The following is a 20,618-nucleotide window of genomic DNA, read 5'->3' as shown; positions in this document are numbered from 1 at the left end:
CAAGCGTCCTGGAGCCTGGTTCGATGCACTACATCTTCGACTTTGGCGCCATTTTCCAGGGCGAGTATCCGGACTGGCTGCTCAGGGGGTTGATCACCACCCTGGCGCTGGCCGGGCTTGCCTGGATCCTGGCGTTCTTTGTGGGCAGCCTGTTGGCGGTGATCCGCCTGACGGGCTCGCCCATTGCCAATGGGTTGATCGCGACGTACGTCGCCTTCCACCGCAACGTGCCCATGCTGGTGCACATCCTGTTCTGGTATTTCGGTGTGCCGGCCTTGCTGCCGGCCCCCGTCACGGACTGGCTCAACAGCCACGGCAGCGAATTCATCCTGTCGTGCATCGCGATCGGGCTGGTGATGTCCGCGTATGTCTGCGAAGACCTGCGCAGTGCGGTGCGCGGCATTCCGCCCGGCCAGGTCGAGGCCGCGCGCGCGCTGGGCCTGAGCTTTCTGAAGACCATGCGCAAAGTCGTGCTGCCTCAGGCTTTTCGCATCGCCATTCCGCCACTCTTGAATCAGACCCTGCTGCTGCTCAAGAACACCAGCCTGGCGATGGCCATCGGTGTCACCGAGCTGACGGCGGCCGCGCGCGAGATCGAGAACAACACGTTCCGCACGTTCGAGGCCTACGCGGTCGTGACGGTGATCTACCTCTTGCTCTCGTTCGTCATCATGGGCGGGGGCGCAATGCTGCAACGACGCTATCGTCCGCTGGGAGTCCGCTGACATGTGGGACATACTCAAAGACAATTGGCTGCTGCTTCTGATCGGGCAGTATCCGCATGGACCCATCGGCGGGCTGGTGGCCACGCTGGGCCTGGCCGCGATCAGTCTTGCCTTGGCGCTGCCGTGCGGGGTGCTGCTGGCGCTGGGCCGCATCAGCCCCTATCGCATCTTTTATTGGCCCTCGTCGGCCGTGGTCTACCTGGTGCGCGGCCTGCCGCTGCTGATGTTCATCTTCTGGGCGTATTTTTTCGTGCCCCTGATCATCGGCCGTCCCGTGGCGGGCACGACCACCATGGTGGTCGCGCTGGTCTGCTACGAAAGCGCCTATCTGGCCGAGATCATCCGCGCCGGCATCCAGGCGCTGCCGCCCGGCCAGCAGGAAGCCAGCCGCGCGCTGGGCCTGTCCTACATGCAGACGATGCGCCGGGTCATCCTGCCGCAGGCGCTCTACAACATGCTGCCCAGCATGCTGAGCCAGTTCGTGTCCACGGTAAAGGAGACCTCGTTGGCCTACGTGATCAGCGTGCAAGAGCTGACCTACGCCGCCAACCAGATCAACAGCGTCCTGCTGACCAAGCCCTTTGAAGTCTTCGGGCTGCTTGCGCTGACTTATTTCGTCCTGAATTTTGGCCTGAGTCTTTTGGTGCACCTGACCGAACGCCGCATCGGCCGCCGGCGCGCCGGACCTGCGCCTACCCAGAAAGTGGTGCCCACATGATCCGATTTTCCGAAGTGCAGAAGTGGTATGGCGATTATCAGGCGCTGGCCGACGTGACCGCGCAGGTCGCCCGGGGCGAGGTCGTCGTGGTGTGCGGACCCTCCGGGTCCGGCAAGTCCACGCTGATCCGCACCGTCAATCGGCTGGAGCCCATCCAGAAAGGGGTCATCGAAGTCGACGGCAAAGACATCTACGGCAAGGACGTGCACCTGGACGCATTGCGCAGCCATATCGGCTTTGTGTTCCAGCAGTTCAATCTCTTCCCGCATCTGTCCGTGATGGAAAACCTGATGCTGGCGCCGCTGCAACTGAAGCGCGCCCGCCGCCCCGAAGCGCGCGAGCGCGCGATGCAACTGCTGGAACGCGTGGGTCTTGCGCACAAGGCCGATGCCTTCCCCGCGCAATTGTCCGGCGGCCAGCAGCAGCGTGTCGCCATTGCGCGCGCCCTGGCCATGAGCCCGCCCGTCATGCTGTTTGACGAGCCCACCAGCGCGCTGGACCCGGAAATGGTGGGCGAAGTGCTGCAGGTGATGAAGGGCTTGGCAAAGGACGGCATGACGATGGTCTGCGTGACGCACGAGATGGGCTTCGCGCGGGAAGTGGCCGATCGCGTCTGGTTCATGGACGCCGGCAGGATCGTCGAAACCGGCACCCCGGACGCGTTCTTCAACCGGCCGCAAACGGCCCGGGCGCAGAAATTCCTGGCGGAAATCCGGCATTGAAGCTGCGCCAAGTCAACGGCAGACCCGCCACATCACGCTGGAACGGGACGCCAGCAGCCTTGGCAAGCACGCTTGCCTTCAGGCGGCAGACAACGTTTTCGCTTTAAGGTGTCGTTTGCAAGCCATTAAGGAGGCCATGCCATGACACCCGCAACAGACACCGCAATCGCCATCGTTGGTCCAGGCGCCATCGGCACAACGGTTGCCGCCGCGCTGCATCAGGCCGGCCGCACACCGCTCTTGTGCGGCCGCACGCCCCGAGACCGGCTGACGCTCCTGGATGGCGATCGCCGCGTCGACGTTCCCGGCCCTGTACTGACGGACCCGGGTCAGGCCGGCCGCAAGATGGACCTCGTTTTCCTCGCGGTCAAGGCGACGCAGACCGAGGCTGCGTCGGAATGGCTCGCGGCATTGTGCCGGCCAGATACCGTGGTCTGCGTGTTGCAGAATGGCGTCGAGCAATTGGAAGCGGTTGCAACGCATGCGCCGCCCGCGCGGATCATCCCCGCTGTGGTGTGGTTCCCCGCTCAGGCGCAAGCCGACGGCTCGGTGCGTTTGCGCGGGGATGCGCGCCTGAGCCTGCCCGACGTGCCGGTAGCTCGCGTGGTTGCCGAGGCGCTGCAGGGGACTCAGTGCGCAGTGGATATCAGCGACGATTTCCAGTCTGTGGCTTGGCGCAAGCTGCTGCAAAACGCAGTCGCTGGCCTCATGGCCCTCACGCATCGCCGCGCTGGCATGTTTGCCCGGCCGGACATCGCCAAGCTCTCCTTGGCGTATTTGCAAGAGTGCCTGTCTGTCGCGCGCGCGGAAGGCGCAAAACTTGGAGACGAGGTCCCGCAGGAAATCCTCGCCAGGTTTCAAGCCGCTTCCCCCGACCTGAGCACGTCCATCCTGACGGACCGCGAAGCCGGCCGCCAACTGGAATGGGAGATACGAAACGGCGTGATCTCGCGTCGTGCACAGGCCCATGGCCTATCCACGCCGATCAGCGACATCATCGTGCCCTTGCTGGCTGCGGCGAGCGACGGGCCGGGTTGAACGCGGCCTGGGCGGCCAGAGTCCGCGCCAACCATCAACGCGGTCTGACACGTCCGCGATTGTCCGAAGACGCTGTAGACCAGCGCATTCCCACACCACGCCACTCGTCACGGTGTTCATGCCGTCAGTTTGCGCTGCTGCGAGCGGGAAAAAGGAAGCGCGATTCAGGTGTACGGCGCGCGGCTTTCGCGGTTCGGTCGAGTTCACGGCCATGCGCTTCATCCGTGCTGCTACGCGCTTTCGCGGCTGCGGCGACGGGGCCGACCCTGTCCGGCGCAACGAATGCGGCTGCGCTCATCTGCTCTGCAACGACCGGCGGGACGCCCGCCGCGTACCGGTACGCTTGCTGAGGCAAGAGGCCCTGTATCGTGCCGAGGTCATTGGCCGCGTTCGTGCGCGCCTGCTGTTTGGACATTTCTTCTTGGGCGGCCAGGTTTGCCGCCTGCGCATGCGCCACTTGCCTGGCCTGCTGCGCGTGATAGGCCTCGATGGCGAGTTTCAGGCAATGCGCCGTGTACGCCTCGCCCAGCGGATTGATGGCAGAGCGAGTCTTGGTAACGGGTTCGATGGGCAGCTTGGGGGGTGAGGCTATAGCCTCCGATGCAGCGTTACGCACGGCCGGTAGCGGTATGAACCGCGTCGCCTGTGGTCGCGCCGCACGCTCTGTGTGCGTCTGGGCGCGCAGGCGCTCAACACGGTAAGGATCGCTGGCGTCGTCGGCGCGGGCCGGCGCCAGCGGGTTTAGGGCAGCTAAGCGCAAGAGAGCTCCTGGTTCAGGCGTCTTAAAGTGCATTGGTGGTTGGGACGGCTACGAGCGCTGTCCGAGGACGCGCCGCTGCGATCGAATCCAGATCAACTGGGACACGGCCCCCACGACAAATACAGCCAGCCATCCCGCCAGCACACTGCGAACCAAGTGAGATTGCGGCCCGTCGGCAAGCGGATGGGACACGGGAAGTCGCGTCAACGTTTCCGCGATTCCTGGGACCCACAGCAGGAAGAAACTGAATGAGTACCCCAGTTGCGACAGATAAGGCCGCGCTCGCGAAAGCAATGACGTGCGCGAGATGAGCAGGGCGGCTGACACCGACAGCAGGGCCAGGATGCCGAGCGCGTGTCCGGCGTTGAACCCGCCGGAGCTGGACAGCCCAAAAGATGTCAGGACGGCGGCCACCAAGCCGCCTAGATATAGCTTGCCGGCGCCAGTGGCTGCATTGATTTCGCGATAGCGTGCAAAGCTGTACAGCCCGGCTAGCGCGGCTGCCAGACTGATAAGGGTGTGGGTGACGCCGAGCGCGGAAATGGGGTGTGGCATGGCAATGGTCCTTGTGGTTTATGGATGAGGGTTCATCACGAGGCAGGCTGCATGGCTGTGGCAGCATTGGGCGAATGAACCAACTAGTTGGTCGGTTATGGGCGCAAAAAAAGGGCACACACCAGGGTGCGCGCCATGGTTGTGTCAGGCGGAGCTGGTCAGTTGACGGAGGGCAGCCCGCGAAATGGCCGCGAATGCCTGGGGGTCTCCACACGCTCGCGCAGTCAGCATGGCGCCGTACACGGTGGACATGAAGGCTTGGGCATCGGCCTGCACGTTGTCACGGAGCTGAAATTGCCCTTTTGCCGCGCCGCTCTCGAGCACTGCCGCGATCCAGGCGGCCAACTCACCGAAATAAGCGCGCACCTCGTCCGCGATCGTCGTGGGAATCATGGGCAATTCCGCCGCCAGCATCGCGCAGATACAAAGGGGCATCGTGCCCTCGCGGATGCACTGGGCCCAATACTCGGTGTAGGCCGTCAAGCGGCCGAGCGGATCAAGAACCCGCTGGTCCAGTGCCGCCAAGCCTTCTCGCGACTGACTTCGGTGCTGGACAACGACGGTGAGGACCAGGTCCGCCTTGCTGGGGAAATGGTGGTGAATACTGGGTTTGCCAATGCGGACCCGTTCGGATATGTCGGCATAGCTAAACCCGTGGTAACCCCCGGCGGCAAGCAGTTGCTTGGCCTGTTCGACGATTTCGGCGGCACGTGGGGACAGCTCGAGGCTCATTTGGGTGGGACCTTGAAAAGGACGGCGTGCAGGGTGAAAGAGGCGCGTCCTTGGACGACTGTCGACCAATCTACTAGTTGGTCGGTAGGGTGTCAAGATTTCTTTGGCCGGCCCATTGATAGAAGGTATTCCGCGTCCAGCTCAATGGCCGCAGGAAGCGTTCAAGGTGTGGGAATGATGGAATTCGATAGCATCGCGTCGGCGATATCCAGCATTACCCGCAAGCGATCCATGTGGCGCAGGTCCTGGTGGTAGCCAATCCATATATCCCGCGTAGGCGGTTGATCCGGCGTGTCCAGGCGCTGCAATCCGGAAACTGCATCGCCCAGCGGCCTTGGCAGTACGGCGATGCCTACGCCCCGCAAGCACATCTGCGCCTGCACCGAGCGATTCGTGCTGGTAAACGCGCGCCGGCAGTGCGGAAACCTTTCCAGCACCCAAGCCACATCGGGGAAATGCGACTGTGCGGTGTTCATCAGAATGACACCCACGGATGCGGGGTTGTCCTGCAAGGCCTGGGCGGTCGCCGCCGACGCATACACCCCGTATGACATGCGCATCAGACGGCGCTGGACGATATCCGGTTCGCTGAACGGCACGATGCGAAAGGCCACGTCGGCCTCCCGCCGTGAGAGATCGAGCAAGCGATGGCTGGCAATCACTTCCGGCACGACAGCGGGATGGCGGTGTGTCAACTCGACCAGGACCGGCGCCAGGACATAGCCGGCGAACCAATCCGCTGAAGAGATTCGCAGGATGCCTTCAAGACGCTGGTCGTTGCCGGTCAGACGCCTTTCCATGGATAGCGCGGAATCCTCCATGGACTCCGCCAGCGCCCGCACAGTGTCACCGGCATCCGTGAGCACCAAGCCATCCTTTGTTCTCCGAAAGAGCGCCTGCTTGGCTTCCTCCTCAAGCACCTTGATTCGGCGACCCACTGTCGGATGACTCACGTTCAGTGCACGGGCCGCGCCGCCCAAGGATCCGCTGCGAGCGACCGCCAGAAAGATGCGAACGTCGTTCCAATCCATGCCCATCCCGCCGTACAAAAATGTACGGAAAATATACACCGATGTCAGTGGTAGAACAATATTGTTCAGAGCATCATGCGCTTCATGAAATGTCCTGGCAAAACTTCGCGCCCACGCTCAGGCACATCTGATTTGGAGCCTCAAGCTATGAATGTTCAACCCCGGCACGTCGCAGGCGCGCTCGAAGCCGCGCTGGCGTCATCCGAACACGCCGCTGGGAAACCAGCTCCTGACCCCCGTCGCTGGCTCGCCTTGGCCGTCCTGTTGACCGGCACACTGCTGCCACCTTTGGACTTCTTCGTGGTCAACGTGGCGCTACCTGCGATCAGGACGGACCTGCAAGCTTCTTCCGACGTCTCGCAATTGGTGATATCGGTGTATGCCGCTGCCTACGCCGTCACATTGATCCTGGGCGGTCGTCTGGGTGATCTGTATGGCCGCAAGCGGGTATTTATCGCTGGCATGCTCGGATTTGGCGTCGCGTCGGCGTTGTGCGGCCTGGCGCCGTCACCGGGCGTGCTTGTCGCCGGCCGGCTGTTGCAAGGGATATCTGCAGCGGTCATGGCCCCGCAATCGTTGGCATCGATCCACGCCATGTTCCCGCCAAGTGAGAAGAATCGCGCGCTCAGCCGATACGGCGCGACCTTTGGCTTGGCCTCCGTGGGCGGCCAATTGCTCGGCGGAGTGCTGGTTTCCACCAGTCCCTGGGGATTGGGGTGGCGCAGTGTGTTCTTGATCAACCTTCCGATCATCATCGTTGCCATTCCGGCCGCAATAAAGTTGCTGCGCGAAAGTCGCGCCGAACATTCGCCACGCTTGGACGTACGGGGGGCGGTGCTGCTGGCGATGGGCTTGCTGGCGCTCGTGGTGCCACTGATCGAAGGGCAGCAACATCGATGGCCGTGGTGGTGCATCGTGCCGCTGGCGTTGAGCATGCCGTTGTTATGGCGCTTCTGGCAGCACGAAAAGGCAGAGGAGAGCGCCGGCAGAACGCCGCTGGTTCTGCCATCGCTTCTTGCCGGGCGCGGGTTGCGACGCAGTCTGGCATCAACGTTCCTCTTCTATGCGCTCGCCGCGTTCTTCCTGGTATTCGCCGTGTACGAACACGCCGGCCTGGGGCACGATGCGTTGACAGCCGGCCTGGCCATCCTGCCGCTTGGCGTCGGGTTTTTCCTTGGCCCATTTTGCAGCCCGCACATCGCTCGGCGAATGGGCTCACGAACCGCCGGCGTTGGCATGGTCATGGAGGTGCTCGGTCTGGTCATGGTCGCAGCGCTGGCGTTGGCCGGTGCGTCGTCGTGGTTGACGTTGCCCTTGTTTCTGATTGGCGCAGGGCAAGGTATCGCCCTACCTGCGCTCGTGCGCCTGAACGTGGACCATGTGGAAACACGCTGGGCCGGTCTGGCCTCGGGTTTGGTAAACGCCACCTTGCAGATCAGCGCCGCAGTGAGTGTTGCCTTGTTCGGTGGCCTGTTCATCGCGATCGCCCCGGATGGGGCAAGCGCTCAGGAAGTTCAGCGTGGGTTTGCCGTGGCTTCATTGGCGATAGGCGCGTCGCTGGCGCTGGCCGCAGCACTAAGTTGGAGACGCCAAGAACCATGAGAATTCGACATTCCTTTTGCATCGTGGATGCATGCTTTCAAGAGAACACGCCGTCATGAACAATGCCTTGAAAAATCCCTTGCCTCGTCTCGCCCATAAACGCGCGCTTGTAACGGGCGCGGCGCGTGGGATCGGCGCGGCCATCGCGCTCAAGCTGGCCGAAGAAGGCGCGGACGTTGCTATCACGTACGAAAAATCGGTTGAGAAGGCCGAGGCGCTGGTTGCCGAAATTCGCGCCCTCGGCCGCGAAGCTATCGCCATCCAAGCCGATGCGGCAAGCCCCGATGCCGTGAAGGCCGCGGTTGCGCGCACCGCGGAAGAACTTGGAGGGCTGGACATCCTTGTCAACAACGCTGGCGTTTTGATCTCAGGCCCATTCTCCGAACAATCGCTCGAGCAGATAAGCCGGCAACTGGACGTCAACGTGCGAGGCGTATTCATGACCACCCAGGCCGCGCTGAAATACCTTCCCGATGGCGGCCGCATCATCACGATTGGAAGCAATGCCGGCCTGTCTGTGCCATTCGCGGGCATCGCGGTCTATGCGGCGACCAAGTCGGCGATGGAGAGCTTCACCCGTGGGCTGGCGCGTGAGCTGGGTCACCGTCACATCACCGTTAACCTGGTTCGTCCTGGCCCCATCGACACGGACATGAACCCCGCCGAAGGTCATCTCGCCGCCTCCATCCTGCCAAGTCTGTCTATTGCCCGCTACGGAAAGACCCGCGAGGTCGCCGAAGCCGTCGCGTTCCTGGCGGGGCCTGGCGCTGCTTATGTCACCGGATCGGGAATCCTCGTCGATGGCGGCATAAGCGCGTGATACGGAAGATCTTGACCAGCGAGCTTGCCCGCCGAGGCCGGATAACGCTTTGGGGGTGACGCTTGTTCGAGTCATCACTTTAGCCGCGATGCCGAGGTCAGGCTCAGTCGTGTAGGCCTACACACGCGATGTTGTCCGGACGCGCAGCTTGTCTGGCGATATCGAGGCGCCATCATGCGCTTGAACGCCGGCTCGGTTGGCACCGCTTCTGTGCCTTTCGGCGGCGTCAAGCATTCAGGCTACGGTCGCGAGGGTGGGCTCGGCGCTATAGTAGCGTCGCGTCAACGTAAGACTCTCACTGCCATGGCCCGCCGCGATCCACTTCCGCCACTGAATCCCGCCCGAGCGTTCGAAGCCACTGGACGCCTGCTTAGCGTTTCCAAGGCAGCCGATGAATTGTGCGTGACGCCTGCGGCGGTCAGCAGGCAGGTGCGTGCGCTGGAAAGTTATCTGGGCACGCCGCTGCTTTTACGCACACGCGGCCGCCTGGAGTTGACGCCGGCGGGCGCACGCTACCTGTCGGACTTGATTCCGTTGTTCGCAACCCTGCGCGAAGCCACGCAGGCGGTTTCCGGCAGCAACGTGGGCCGGGATACCTTGCGCATCAGGTCGCCCGCCACCTTTGCCGTACGATGGCTCATCCCGCGACTGGCGAGTTTTCATCAGAAGCATAAAGACATCGACGTTCAAGTCATGACCTCGTTCGCGCCACTGGATTTCCAGCGCGAAGACATCGACGCAGGCATACAGCTGGGCGATGGCCGCTGGCCGGGGATGCGCACCCTGCAGCTTGTGCGCAACGAGTTGGTTGCTGTGGTGGCCCCCACGCTGCGGCTGTCGCAAAGGAAACAACTGGCGACGCAAACCTTGCTGCATTCGATGGCCCGGCCCGACGATTGGATGCTATGGCTGCGCGCCGCTGGTTTGCGCAACGTGAACCCCGCGCAGGGCATGAAGTACGAAACCTCCTTGCTTGCCTACCAGGCCGCCATCGAAGGTCATGGCGTTGCCATTGCCCAAAAGGCCCTCATCGAGAAAGAGCTGACAGACGGGACTTTGGTGGCGCCGCTGGATCGCGTTCTGGATCGTGAGGATTACACGTATTACTTCGCGTGGCCTACGGGCAAGCCCCAATCCAGGGCGTTGCGTCTATTCCGCGATTGGCTGGTCACCCTCGTCGCCCTCTGAACCGCGCGCGCCTGCACTGACCTCTTTACAAAAAGTCAAAGCGTCCTGCCGATAAAGTCGTTTGCCGGCTCGATCGGCCCTGCCTATTCTGCCCGCATGACAAGTGATCACGACCACCTATCAGGCCGTGTCGCGCAGGAGCCAGGATATGTTCAAACGCAGCTTGCAAGGTGTGCGAGTCGTGGATTTCTCGCACGTACTCGCGGGGCCCGTCTGCACCATGATGCTCGCAGATATGGGTGCGGAAGTAATCAAAATCGAGCCGCCGGGCGGGGAACTCGGGCGGCAGATCGGCCCTCCCTGGATCGCGGGAGAAAGCGCCGTCTATTTGAGCGTGAATCGCAACAAGCGCGGCATGGCGCTGGATCTGAAGTCCGACGGCGGCCGAGAAGTCGCCCGTCGCTTGATCAACCGTGCGGACGTGGTGGTCGAAAACTACCGGCCGGGCGTCATGCAGTCGTTTGGGCTGGACTACGACACGCTGGCCGACAGCAACCGCAGATTGGTGTACTGCTCGATCTCCGCTTATGGCCAAACCGGCCCGCTGCGAGGCCGGCCTGGTGTGGATGGCATCATCCAGGCCGCCAGCGGCTTGATGAGCACCTTGGGCATCGCGGGCGGAGAGCCGGTAAAAGTCGCAACGCCCGTCGCCGACATGGTCACTGCCTATATCGCGACGATTGCGATTCTGGCGGCGTGCAACGCGGCACAGCGCAGCGGCAAAGGCGAATACCTGGACATCAGCCTCTACAACGCGACGCTGATGCTGCAGCAGATCGGGTACGCATCGTTTTTTGCCTCGGACGCTGTACCCGCCAAGGCTGGCAGCGCCGCTCCCTACGCCGCACCCAATGAAGCCTACCAGACCCTCGATGGATGGATCATGGTGGCTGCCTACCATCCCCAGCGCTGGCAGGCCCTGTGCGCCGCCTTGGGGGCGGGCGAGCTGGAACATGATCCGCGCTTTGCCAGTAATGAGTGCCGTGTCGCGCATCGCGATGAACTGCGCCGGGTACTGACGCCGTTGTTTCGGCAGCGTGCCACCGAAGCCTGGGTAAGTCGGCTGTCCGGACTGGACATTCTGTGTGCGCCGGTAGCGAACTACGACGATGTCGTCCGCTCGCCGGAATACGTCGCTAGCGGAATCGACAGTTGGTTTGACCATCCTATTGCTGGAAAAGTGCGCATGCCGGGCTTTGCGCCTGGGCCTGCTCACGCGGCAAGCGCGCATGACCCCATCACGGCTGCGCCAACGCTGGGCCAGCACAGCCGCCAAATCCTGAATGAATGCGGCTATGACACAGCCGACATAGACGCCATGTTCAGTAGCGGCGTGCTGGGTAAGCCCGAACGATTTTCTACATAAGCCAAGGAGACACCGATGAAAACAAATGAATCCAGCGTCTCGGGAAGTGCCTGCGTCCCGGGTGATGTGCTGATCCGGCAAGATGTCGCCGACGGCGTTCTCACATTGAGCCTTAATGACCCGGACTCAGGCAATGTCATGTCGGTGCGCATGGCTCTGGCCCTTGCCGAGGCACTGGAGCAGGCCAATACGCTGCCAGACGTTCACTGCGTATTGCTGCGCGCCAATGGCAAGTACTTCTGCACGGGCGGCAATGTGAAAGACATGGCTCGAGGATCCGACTTGATGCAGGGGTCGGTCACAGAGCTACGCGCCCGGCTGAAATCGACGCTGCATCGAATCACGCATGCAATGCAAGCACTGCAGGTGCCGTCCATTGCCGCGGTCAATGGCGCCGCGGTCGGCGCCGGCTGCGACTTGGCGCTCATGTGCGACCTGCGTGTGGCCAGCGAACGCGCGACGTTTGCCGAGAGCTTCCTGCGGCTCGGCTTGGTATCCGGCATCGGCGGCGCCTGGTTCTTGACGCGCATCGTGGGGAGGGCAAAGGCGTTGGAGCTAACGCTGACCAGCGAGTTCATCGATGCCCAGACCGCGCTGCAATTAGGCATGGTTTCCCGTGTCGTGGCGCCGGAAGCGCTGGACGAGACAAGCGCCGCCTTGGGCCGCCGCATTGCATCGAACCCACCCCAGGCCTTGCGCATGGCCAAGCGCCTGGTATTGGATGCCGCCGAATCCACCTTGCCGATGGCGCTGGAGGCTGCTGCCGCCATGCAAGCGATTTTGCTCTGCGGCGATGAACACAAGACCGTCGTGCGCGAGTTTCTGGCGCAACGCGCCCGACGCGATCTCCAGCCGAAACCCGCTGGCGTGCGTTGACAGCGCAACCGCGGACGGTGGCATACGCAACGTGCGGGTCCTCGACGCCGGCACGGACAAATCACAGGAGACAAAAATCATGATCCGCATCACTGCATTTATCATCCGCGTGGCAGCGTCGTTGTCGGCCGCTCTCGGGCTTGCCTGGGCCGTACCGGCGCAAGCGGCCGAATACCCCGCAAAACCCCTGACATTTGTCGTGCCCTTCGGCGCGGGCAGCGCGACCGATTTGCTGGCACGCGCATTGTCAGCGTCGCTGACGCAACAAACGGGGCAAGCTGTCGTCGTGGAGAACCGACCCGGCGCGAGCGGCATGATCGCCGCGCAGCATGTTGCCCGAGCTACCCCCGACGGCTATACGGTGTTAATCACCAGCAATACGACGCAAGCCGCCAATCCGCACCTATTCAAGAAGCTTCCCTATGACCCGGTGGGGGATTTCACGCCGCTGACAGGATTGGGACGCGGCGGCCAGATTCTGGTGGTGAAAGCCGATTCTCCGTACCGCACCGCCGATGAGTTGATTCGCGCGGCACGGCAAGCCCCGGGAAAACTGAGCTTCGGCAGCGGGAATTCGTCCAGCCGCATGGCAGGCGAAATGCTCAAGCAACTGACCGGGACCGATATCGTCTGGGTCGGCTACAACAGCAATCCCAATGCGCTCAACGATCTGCTGGGGGGTCACATCGACATGATGGTGATTGACACCGTGACGGGCTTGTCGCAGATCGAAGCTGCCAAACTGCGTCCGCTCGGCGCGTCAACCCTTGAACGCCTGCCTCAACTTCCAGAGTTGCCCACCCTGGACGAGGCCGGCATCAAAGGTTATGACATGGGCTATTGGTTCGCCGCTTACGTTCCGGCCGGCACACCCGCGCCGACGGCAGCGAAGCTTAGACAGCTGTTGGTCAAGGCGGTCGGCAGCGACGGCGCGCAGGCGTTCTTTCGGAACTCGGCAACCCAGGCGTGGACAACGACCCCCGACGAGTTGAGACAGTTTCAGGCTGCCGAGATTCAAAAATGGGGCAATGTCATCAAGGCGGCCGGAATCGAGCCGGAATGAGCGGTCACTCCAACGCCTTGCCGCGTCTGCGTCCGCCTTGTTAGTCCATCCGCACGCCGGCCTGCTTAGCCAGATTGCCCCATTTCAGGCTTTCATTTCGAATGAAGATGGCGAAATCCTGGGGAGGGCCGCCCATCGGATCGGCACCTTGGTAGCCACCACCACGACCTGCGGCGTGTTCATGGCCAGGCCGATGGAGACAAGATCCCGGTCTGCGTTGTAGTTGACGTTCTTAGTGATGGCGGGAACGATGACCAGTGCGCCCGTCGGCGTGCCCTCCCGGCGCGAACGGGACGATCAAACGAATCGGTTGTCTTGGCCCGGATGGCTGCGGCCGAGGTCGGCTTGCCGGATCTTGCGACCGACGGGGGATACTGCCTGGTGGCGCCGCCATCATTGCCGGCCAGCGTCCTTGAGCGGCTGTCAGGCGCGATCGCGGAAGTCCTGCAGTCCGACGAACTGAACCGGTCTTTCGCCTCGATGGGGGTTCGGCCCGATTTTCGAAGCGGACCATACTACGAGGATTTCGTCAGGGCAGAGCAGTCCCGTTGGCAAGCATTTCTCGAGAGAGATTGATAGGGGTTCGATGGTTAGGTGCGAGGGAATTGTGCCGCTATCAAATTGGATTTCAGTAACCAAGCGCCCTAATCGACCAAACGAGGGTAACCTCGATTCAAGTCGTCTCCTTAGCCTCGATGCCCAGATCAGCCGCATAGTGTGCAAGCTGCTCCCCCACATGAAGCTTCAGCGCGTCCACAAACAGCTTGATCTTGGCATCGACGAACTGACGCGATGGGTACAACGCATACACGTTGCGTTGGTTCGTGTAGAGCTTGGGCAATACACGTACCAGCGTTCCCCGGCGAAGATCTTCGATCGCTGAGAAGCCTGCCAGCAGGCCGATGCCGGCGCCATCGCGCAGCGCGGTCGCCATTGCGTCCATGTCGTTCACGCAAAGGTGCCCTCCGGTCGGCCGGTGCGTGAACATGCCGTCCTCGCCTTCCAGATGCCATTCGTCGGGGGCATAGTCCACCGTGGTCAACAGCACGCAAGCATGTTGGGAAAGGTCTTCGGGAGTTTCCACGGCAGGGTGCTGTTCAAGGTATTCAGGGGACGCCGCCAAGATGCAGTGGCTGACGCCGATCTTCTGGCTGACGTAGGTGGAATCCGGCAAGGCGCGCGCGATGACGATGCCGACGTCAAGCTGCTCTTCCAGCAAGTTCGGCATGCGCTGAGATAAAAGAAGGTCCACCGAGACGTCGGGGTGGGTCTTTCTGTAAGCCAGGGCGGCGCGGGCGACCAGCGTTCGTCCCAGGCCGGGCACCGCGTGAACGCGCAATACGCCGCGTGGCGAGACCGTTGCGTGCGCCGCTTCGGCTTCCGCTTGCTCAACGTCGCTCAGGATCGCGATGCACCGGTCATAGAAGCGATGCCCCACATCGGTAACGACGAGCCGGCGGGTGGAGCGCTGAATCAGCCTGGCGTTCAGGCCTTCTTCCAATACCGTTACAGCGCGTGAAATGTTGCCGACCGTGGTCGAAAGATGGTTTGCCACCGCAGTGAAACTGCCCATCTCCACTACTTTCGCGAAAACCGACATGTTGTATAGCTTGTCCATCGTGCGTCCATTGTGTTCGTGCGACTTTTTCTCTGGAAGGAAAAGTCATTCTTCCGTAAGGGGCTAAATCCTCGCGTCCGTCATGCCTAGACTTCGTTCCAAGGTTTTCGATCAATCTTATCGGAGTTTGCAACCATGAACGGCGACTATGACCCGCTTTACCTCTTCATCAACGGCGAATGGATAGGCGCTAGCGAGCGCGACACGGCCAGCGTTGTCAACCCTGCCACGCGCAAGGAGCTGGGCCGCGTACCCCTTGCGACGGCAGCAGATCTGGATCGCGCGCTGTCCGCGACGCAGCCCGCCTTCGACATCTGGCGGCGGACGTTTCCCAATGCGCGGGCTGCCGTTCTCAATCGTGCAGCGGCCTTGATGCGCGAACGCGCCGGGCACATTGCCACGTTGATGACCCTTGAAGAGGGCAAGCCCCTGGCCGAAAGCCGCGACGAAGTGTGGCGCGCCGCCGAGTATTTCGAATGGTTTGCCGAAGAAGCCAAGCGGATTGACGGCCGTGTCGTGCCCGCGAACCGCCCCGGTGTGCAGCAATTGGTCAAGCGGCAGGCGATCGGCCCGGTGGCTGCGTTCACGCCCTGGAATTTTCCCGCGATCACGCCGGCCCGAAAACTTGCCGCTGCGCTCGCCGCCGGTTGCAGCGTCATCATCAAGCCGGGTGAAGAGTGCCCGGCCACCGCGCTGGCGCTGGCCCGCGCCCTTGACGATGCCGGGTTGCCGAAAGGGGTGCTGCAAGTTGTCTTTGGCGTACCGGACGACGTGTCGCGGCATCTGATTGCGTCGCCGGTAATCCGCAAGGTGACATTCACGGGATCCGTACCCATCGGCAGGTTGCTGTCGGCGCGCGCCGCCGAAGGTGTGAAACCCATCACGCTGGAATTGGGCGGACACGGGCCGGTGCTGGTGTTCGACGATGCCGAGGTCCAGCGCGCCGCGGTCGAAGGTGCGGCCAATCGCTTCCGCGGCACGGGCCAGGTTTGCATTTCATCCACGCGCTTTCTGGTGCAGCGCGGCGTTTATGGCGAATTCCGCGAACATTTCGTGAAGGCTACCCGTGCGCTGAAGGTGGGTAACGGCCTTGATCCCGACACGCAAGTCGGGCCGTTGGCAAACCCGCGCCAGCTGGAGAAGATGCAGTCGCTGATTGCCGACGCGGTGGCATGCGGCGCCACGGTATTGACCGGGGGCAAGGCCATAGATGGCCCTGGCTACTTCTTCGAACCGACGGTGTTGGCCGACGTCCCGATGCACGCCAAGATCATGCACGAAGAACCGTTCGGTCCGATCGCAGTGCTCATGCCGTTTGATGAACTAGCCGACGGATTGCAGGAAGCCAACCGGCTGCCTTATGGCCTGTCGGCCTACGCGTTCACCAGCAACGCCCGCACGGCGATAGACGTGGCCGATGGTCTGGAAGCCGGCATGATCGGCATCAACCAATATCGAATCGTTGCAACGGAGTTGCCCTTCGGCGGCATGAAGGAAAGCGGACATGGCTCAGAGGGCGGGGTGGAAGGCATCGAGTACTACCTCACGCACAAGTTCATCAGCCAGGCCTGAAAAAGGAGCATCCCATGTCGAACATCGATTTCAGCCATCCGCGCGAAGCGGCGCGTGCCTTCACCCCGGCGCTGTCGGCATTTGTCGACAACACCCTATATCCCGAAATCTGGAGCAATCCCGCGTTGTCTCCGCGAGACCGGAGTCTGATTACCGTGGCCGCCCTGATTGCCGCGGGCCATACGGATGAATTGCCCGCGCACCTGCGCCGCGCCGTCAGCAATGGGCTGACGCAGGATGAACTGTCGGCCGCCATCACGCATCTGGCGTTCTACGTCGGGTTTCCTGCCGCGATCACCGCCTCTGCGATTGCGCAAGCCACCTTGGCCGTGTCACACACAAACGACTTGAAGGATAAGCAATGAAAGCGATTATTTTTGAACAGTTTGGCGAGGCCGACGTGCTTGAAGTGGCCGATGTTCCCCAGCCCGAAATGCGGCCTGATGACCTCATCGTCCGCGTCCATGCAGCCGGTGTAAATCGCGCCGACCTGACCCACCGCCGTGGCGGCTACGGCCGCCCGAATTTCGGCGACTCGACCATCATGGGCCTGGAAATCGCGGGCGAAGTGCTGCAGGCCGGCAGCGCCGTGCGCGGCTTCAAGGCCGGTGACCGCGTGATGGGTGTGGTGGGCGGCGGCGCTTATGCGGAGATTGCCAGATTGGATTGGCGCATGGCTTTGCCCATTCCTCCCGAGCTGGACTACGTCCACGCCGCCGCTATCCCCGAAGTGTTCGTCACTGCGCACGAAGCCATGCTGCATCTTGGCCGCCTGAGAGCGGGTGAGTCCGTATTGATTCATGCGGCAGCCGGCGGCGTCGGGTCGGCAGCGGTCCAGCTTGCAAGGGCAACGGGCGCCACCGTGTACGCAACGGCCGAGGCCAGCAAGCTTGAGCAGGTCAAGCGACTGGGCGCCGACTGCGTCATCGACTATCGCACGCAGGACTATTCGCAGGTCGTGGCTGAACAGACGGCCAAGCGCGGCGTGGATGTCGTGATCGACTTTATTGGCGCGCCCAACTTTGCGCGCAATATTGCGTCGCTGGCCAACGGTGGGCGGCTGGTTCAGGTGGGTATCCTGGGCGGCGGCGGCCAAGTCAATATTGCGCTAGAGGACATCCTGTATCGTCATCTGCAAATTTTCGGCACCGTCATGAAGTCGCGTCCACAGGCTGAAAAGCACGCCATGGTGCTGCGCTTTCGCGAACACTGGCTGGACCGCTTTACCAGCGGCGCGGGTCTGGTTCCCGTGGTCGACAGCACCTATCCGCTTGAACGTGCATCCGATGCGCATCGCCGGATGGAGTCGGCGCAGAATGTGGGGAAAATCATCCTGACGATGACCGTTTGATAGGTCGGAGCCAGCACGCAGGCGGGGAAGAACTCGTGATCGTGCTCGCCGATTGTCTCGTCTCGGAGGCAATCACGGCCAAAGCGGGAAAGGCGCTGACTTGAAGTTGGCCGGCCGTTGGTCTGCCGGAACTCGTCGCATGACGAATATCGGCGGCAAACCTGCAGGAGATCGAGGCTGGCCAGCCGGCTCACGGCTGGGCCAATGCATCGATGGTGACGTCCAGCAGCGCTCGCAGTCGTGCAACACGACGCAGATCCCGGTGATAGCCTAGCCAGACATCGCGACCCGGCGGAGCCTCGCCCAAGTCGATTCTTCGAATGCCGGGCGTCATATCACCAAGCAGACATGGCAGCACTGCCAAGCCCGATTTCTCAGCACACATACGTGCTTGAACGCCGCGGTTGTTGCTGCCGAACACGATCCTTGCTCCAGGCAACATCCGCTTGATCCATTCGACATCGGGCAAGGAACCGAATGCGCTGTCCATGCTGATCAGCGCATGGCCGGCACCGTTGCCTGGTGACGGCGGGGCGATGTCAACGTGCCCGTATAGCGCATAGTCGATCCGCATCAGCTTACGTTGAATGATGTCGGACTCTTCGAAAGGGACGATCCGGAACAAGAGATCCGCCTCGTGCCGCGCAAGGTTGTACAGGCGTGAATCCGTGAGCAGCTCTATTGAGATGCCCGGATGCTGTGCCAGAAAGCGCGCGAATACCGGCGTGAGGACGTGGATGCCGAACCAGTCCGATGAAGAGACCCGCAGCAGCCCGCTCAGTTGCGTTTCTTTTCCCGTCAGCGCACGCGTAAAGCCCAGCGCCTCTTCCTCCATTCGTTCGGCGTAGGCGAGCACCGCCGCCCCATCATCGGTCAGGACAAATCCATCGCTCGTCCGCTGAAAGAGCGTATGCCCAAGCGCTTCTTCAAGCGCACGCAGCCTGCGACCCATCGTGGGCTGGGTTTGGCCTAGCTGCTTTGCCGCACGGCCCAATGTGCCGCAACGGGCAATCGCCAAAAACACGCGGACATCGCTCCAGTCCAGGCGCATGTCATTCATTTGTGTTTAATAGTTGTGCAGAAATGTGGATTTACATGCGTTATAGCATAGTCAATGATGACGGCATTGGTCGGTCATTCGACGGGCCAGATACTCGTAAGGAGTTGATCATGACCATGCAGGCGCTCGTTCTAAACCGTCATAACGGTCCACTTGAGTTGACCGAAATTCCCATGCCGCAACCGGCCCACGGGCAAGTGCGCGTGCGCATCGCCGCAAGTGGCCTCAATCCGCTGGATACCAAGATTCGCGCCGGCAGCGCCGCGCACGCAAAGCATCCGCTGCCGTTGGTGCTGGGCATAGACATGGCCGGCGTGGTCGATGCCGTCGGCCCAGGCGTGTCCACTTTTCGCGTCGGTGACGAGGTCTACGGCATGACGGGAGGAGTCGGCGGCATCCAGGGTTCGCTGGCCCAATATGCGGTCGTGGATGCGGACCTGCTTGCCATCAAGCCGGTAAACCTCTCGATGCGTGAAGCCGCGGCGCTGCCCCTCGCATTTATCACGTCATACTCGGGCATCGTCGACCGCGCGCGTTTGCAGGCCGGTCAAACTGTGTTGGTGCAAGGCGGCGCGGGCGGTGTCGGTCATGTGTCGGTGCAACTGGCGCGCGCGTTGGGCGCCCGTGTTTTCGCCACGGCGGGTTTGCGTGACCACGATCTTGTTGCGCGCCTCGGGGCAACGCCCATCGACTACCAGTCCCAGTCAGTCGAAACGTATGTGGCTTCGTTCACGCAAGGCGCTGGCTTCGATCTTGTCGTTGACACCGTGGGCGGTCCATCGCTTGATGCTGCATTTGCCGCGGTGAAGCACTTTGGGCATGTCGTCAGCGCGTTGGGGTGGGGCACGCATGCGTTGGCGCCGCTGTCGTTCCGCGAGGCCACTTATTCTGGAATATTCACCCTGTATCCGCTGCTCACAGGCCAGCATCGCGCCCACCACGGCGCGATGCTCCGCGAGGCTACATGGCTGGTCGAAGCCGGCAAGCTCATGCCGAATCTCGATCCCCGGCGGTTTGACCTGCGTTCCGCGGAAAGTGCCTACGAAGCTATCTCGACTGCAACCGCGAGGGGGAAAATCGTGGTGGACGTGGCATGAGGCTCGCAACCCGCATTGCTGGTGGCGACATCGGTTGGCGATGGGCTGCGGACTCAATTGATCATTCCTTGCACGGCGCTATGGTTCTGAGCCCCGGGACTTCGCGTGCCGCGCCGCAATCCATGACAAGGTGCCGACGTCGGCCCCTCCAGACTCGATGACGGTGGTGCCGGCCATCATCAATCCGTAACCGTGCTCCTCCTCCCAGGCGCAGCGGAAGTCCAGGCCGATATAAGGCCCGCCAGCGACAGGGTGGAGCGTGATGTTGTTCAGACGGATCAGTTTCCGCAAGGCTTGGCCATCCCAGTGCTGCGGCAACCGGAAGGCATCATCGTCCAGAACGACGCCATCCTGCTCGGCGCGCAGGCGCGGCAGATCCGCCAGCATCGCCTTCATTACCGCCTGGTAGAACGCCTCGTCATGGTCCAGCAGCCAGCGCGCCGCTTCGATCATCGTTGACGCCGGCGCTTCGCCGGAGCCATCGTCATTTTCAAAGAAAGCGATGACTTCCCCGGCTTGTGCGATCGCATCGTCGCGCGCGTAGCCCTTTGAAGCGGGAAGCGCATCGGCGCCACGCAATCGCGACGTTGCGGGCAGTGGCAACGCGGTGATCCAGACGCACCACGCGCTTTTCGGCCCATAGAGCGTAGGCAGTCCCGTTACCGAAAGCGGCCCATAATCTGATGGAATCTGGCCGGTATTCATTGAATCGCTCCTTGGATCT

The 20,618-nt window shown here is 62.2% G+C and carries 21 protein-coding genes; 14 read left to right on the top strand and 7 right to left on the bottom strand.

Going from position 1 to position 20,618, the window contains the following annotated elements; all coding sequences use genetic code 11:
* Positions 1 to 23 precede the first annotated feature (23 nt).
* From V6V88_RS19700 to V6V88_RS19685, 4 genes are all read left to right on the top strand, one after another.
* Positions 24 to 725, top strand: a complete 702-nt coding sequence (locus V6V88_RS19700) for an amino acid ABC transporter permease (RefSeq protein ID WP_062842220.1) — start codon at positions 24 to 26, stop codon at positions 723 to 725.
* Position 726: 1 nt separating this feature from the next.
* A complete protein-coding gene (locus V6V88_RS19695) occupies positions 727 to 1,443 on the top strand; it encodes an amino acid ABC transporter permease (RefSeq protein ID WP_056322947.1) in 717 nt (238 codons plus the stop codon).
* Positions 1,440 to 2,165 carry an amino acid ABC transporter ATP-binding protein gene (locus V6V88_RS19690; protein ID WP_056322950.1) on the top strand — a complete coding sequence of 242 codons (726 nt, stop codon included), beginning with the start codon at positions 1,440 to 1,442 and terminating at the stop codon, positions 2,163 to 2,165. Before V6V88_RS19695 ends, V6V88_RS19690 begins: the two co-directional genes overlap by 4 nt.
* 141 nt (positions 2,166 to 2,306) lie before the next feature.
* On the top strand, positions 2,307 to 3,203 hold the full coding sequence (locus V6V88_RS19685; RefSeq protein WP_223576400.1) for an oxidoreductase: 897 nt from the start codon (positions 2,307 to 2,309) through the stop codon (positions 3,201 to 3,203).
* Between the two features lie 124 nt (positions 3,204 to 3,327).
* On the opposite strand, the gene V6V88_RS19680 is transcribed toward V6V88_RS19685, so the two are convergent.
* The 4 genes from V6V88_RS19680 to V6V88_RS19665 form a co-directional block, all read right to left on the bottom strand.
* A complete protein-coding gene (locus tag V6V88_RS19680) occupies positions 3,328 to 3,963 on the bottom strand; it encodes a hypothetical protein (RefSeq protein WP_338616071.1) in 636 nt (211 codons plus the stop codon).
* Between the two features lie 48 nt (positions 3,964 to 4,011).
* On the bottom strand, positions 4,012 to 4,518 hold the full coding sequence (locus tag V6V88_RS19675) for a hypothetical protein (RefSeq protein ID WP_280001318.1): 507 nt from the start codon (positions 4,516 to 4,518) through the stop codon (positions 4,012 to 4,014).
* Positions 4,519 to 4,662: 144 nt separating this feature from the next.
* Positions 4,663 to 5,250 carry a TetR/AcrR family transcriptional regulator gene (locus V6V88_RS19670; protein WP_226846571.1) on the bottom strand — a complete coding sequence of 196 codons (588 nt, stop codon included), beginning with the start codon at positions 5,248 to 5,250 and terminating at the stop codon, positions 4,663 to 4,665.
* 161 nt (positions 5,251 to 5,411) lie between these two features.
* Entirely contained in the window at positions 5,412 to 6,281 is an 870-nt protein-coding gene (locus V6V88_RS19665) for a LysR family transcriptional regulator (RefSeq protein WP_280001320.1), read from the bottom strand.
* Positions 6,282 to 6,428: 147 nt separating this feature from the next.
* On the opposite strand from V6V88_RS19665, the gene V6V88_RS19660 reads away from it, so the two are divergent.
* From V6V88_RS19660 to V6V88_RS19635, 6 genes are all read left to right on the top strand, one after another.
* A complete protein-coding gene (locus V6V88_RS19660; RefSeq protein WP_338616070.1) occupies positions 6,429 to 7,883 on the top strand; it encodes an MFS transporter in 1,455 nt (484 codons plus the stop codon).
* Between the two features lie 55 nt (positions 7,884 to 7,938).
* Entirely contained in the window at positions 7,939 to 8,703 is a 765-nt protein-coding gene (locus V6V88_RS19655; protein ID WP_223576398.1) for an SDR family oxidoreductase, read from the top strand.
* A gap of 303 nt (positions 8,704 to 9,006) precedes the next feature.
* On the top strand, positions 9,007 to 9,891 hold the full coding sequence (locus V6V88_RS19650; protein WP_338619662.1) for a LysR substrate-binding domain-containing protein: 885 nt from the start codon (positions 9,007 to 9,009) through the stop codon (positions 9,889 to 9,891).
* Positions 9,892 to 10,039: 148 nt separating this feature from the next.
* Complete coding sequence (locus V6V88_RS19645) at positions 10,040 to 11,257, top strand: CoA transferase (RefSeq protein ID WP_338616068.1); 1,218 nt, start codon at positions 10,040 to 10,042, stop codon at positions 11,255 to 11,257.
* A 15-nt stretch (positions 11,258 to 11,272) separates the two neighbouring features.
* Positions 11,273 to 12,133 (top strand): enoyl-CoA hydratase-related protein, encoded by an 861-nt coding sequence (locus V6V88_RS19640; protein WP_338616067.1) that lies wholly within the window; start codon positions 11,273 to 11,275, stop codon positions 12,131 to 12,133.
* A gap of 79 nt (positions 12,134 to 12,212) precedes the next feature.
* Positions 12,213 to 13,196 (top strand): tripartite tricarboxylate transporter substrate binding protein, encoded by a 984-nt coding sequence (locus V6V88_RS19635; RefSeq protein ID WP_338616065.1) that lies wholly within the window; start codon positions 12,213 to 12,215, stop codon positions 13,194 to 13,196.
* 673 nt (positions 13,197 to 13,869) lie between these two features.
* On the opposite strand, the gene V6V88_RS19630 is transcribed toward V6V88_RS19635, so the two are convergent.
* The gene (locus V6V88_RS19630) at positions 13,870 to 14,814 is read right to left on the bottom strand and encodes a LysR family transcriptional regulator (RefSeq protein ID WP_338616063.1); all 945 of its coding nucleotides are present in this window, start codon (positions 14,812 to 14,814) and stop codon (positions 13,870 to 13,872) included.
* Positions 14,815 to 14,949: 135 nt separating this feature from the next.
* On the opposite strand from V6V88_RS19630, the gene V6V88_RS19625 reads away from it, so the two are divergent.
* Genes V6V88_RS19625 through V6V88_RS19615 form a run of 3 tightly spaced genes read left to right on the top strand, consistent with a single transcriptional unit; the run spans position 14,950 to position 17,737 of the window.
* The gene (locus V6V88_RS19625; protein ID WP_338616061.1) at positions 14,950 to 16,386 is read left to right on the top strand and encodes an NAD-dependent succinate-semialdehyde dehydrogenase; all 1,437 of its coding nucleotides are present in this window, start codon (positions 14,950 to 14,952) and stop codon (positions 16,384 to 16,386) included.
* A gap of 14 nt (positions 16,387 to 16,400) precedes the next feature.
* A complete protein-coding gene (locus V6V88_RS19620) occupies positions 16,401 to 16,751 on the top strand; it encodes a carboxymuconolactone decarboxylase family protein (RefSeq protein WP_338616060.1) in 351 nt (116 codons plus the stop codon).
* Positions 16,748 to 17,737 carry an NAD(P)H-quinone oxidoreductase gene (locus V6V88_RS19615; protein WP_338616058.1) on the top strand — a complete coding sequence of 330 codons (990 nt, stop codon included), beginning with the start codon at positions 16,748 to 16,750 and terminating at the stop codon, positions 17,735 to 17,737. Before V6V88_RS19620 ends, V6V88_RS19615 begins: the two co-directional genes overlap by 4 nt.
* A 190-nt stretch (positions 17,738 to 17,927) precedes the next feature.
* Here the strand turns inward: V6V88_RS19615 and V6V88_RS19610 are convergent, their stop codons facing one another.
* Positions 17,928 to 18,797 (bottom strand): LysR family transcriptional regulator, encoded by an 870-nt coding sequence (locus V6V88_RS19610; RefSeq protein ID WP_271263139.1) that lies wholly within the window; start codon positions 18,795 to 18,797, stop codon positions 17,928 to 17,930.
* Between the two features lie 110 nt (positions 18,798 to 18,907).
* On the opposite strand from V6V88_RS19610, the gene V6V88_RS19605 reads away from it, so the two are divergent.
* Complete coding sequence (locus tag V6V88_RS19605) at positions 18,908 to 19,894, top strand: zinc-dependent alcohol dehydrogenase family protein (protein WP_128827527.1); 987 nt, start codon at positions 18,908 to 18,910, stop codon at positions 19,892 to 19,894.
* A gap of 78 nt (positions 19,895 to 19,972) precedes the next feature.
* On the opposite strand, the gene V6V88_RS19600 is transcribed toward V6V88_RS19605, so the two are convergent.
* Complete coding sequence (locus V6V88_RS19600) at positions 19,973 to 20,599, bottom strand: hypothetical protein (protein WP_338616055.1); 627 nt, start codon at positions 20,597 to 20,599, stop codon at positions 19,973 to 19,975.
* Positions 20,600 to 20,618: the final 19 nt, after the last annotated feature.

This window comes from Achromobacter sp. E1 (assembly GCF_037039475.1).
GTDB lineage: Bacteria > Pseudomonadota > Gammaproteobacteria > Burkholderiales > Burkholderiaceae_B > Achromobacter > Achromobacter mucicolens.
The sequence above is the reverse complement of the archived record's forward strand: the minus strand, read 5'-3'. Positions and strand labels throughout refer to the sequence as shown.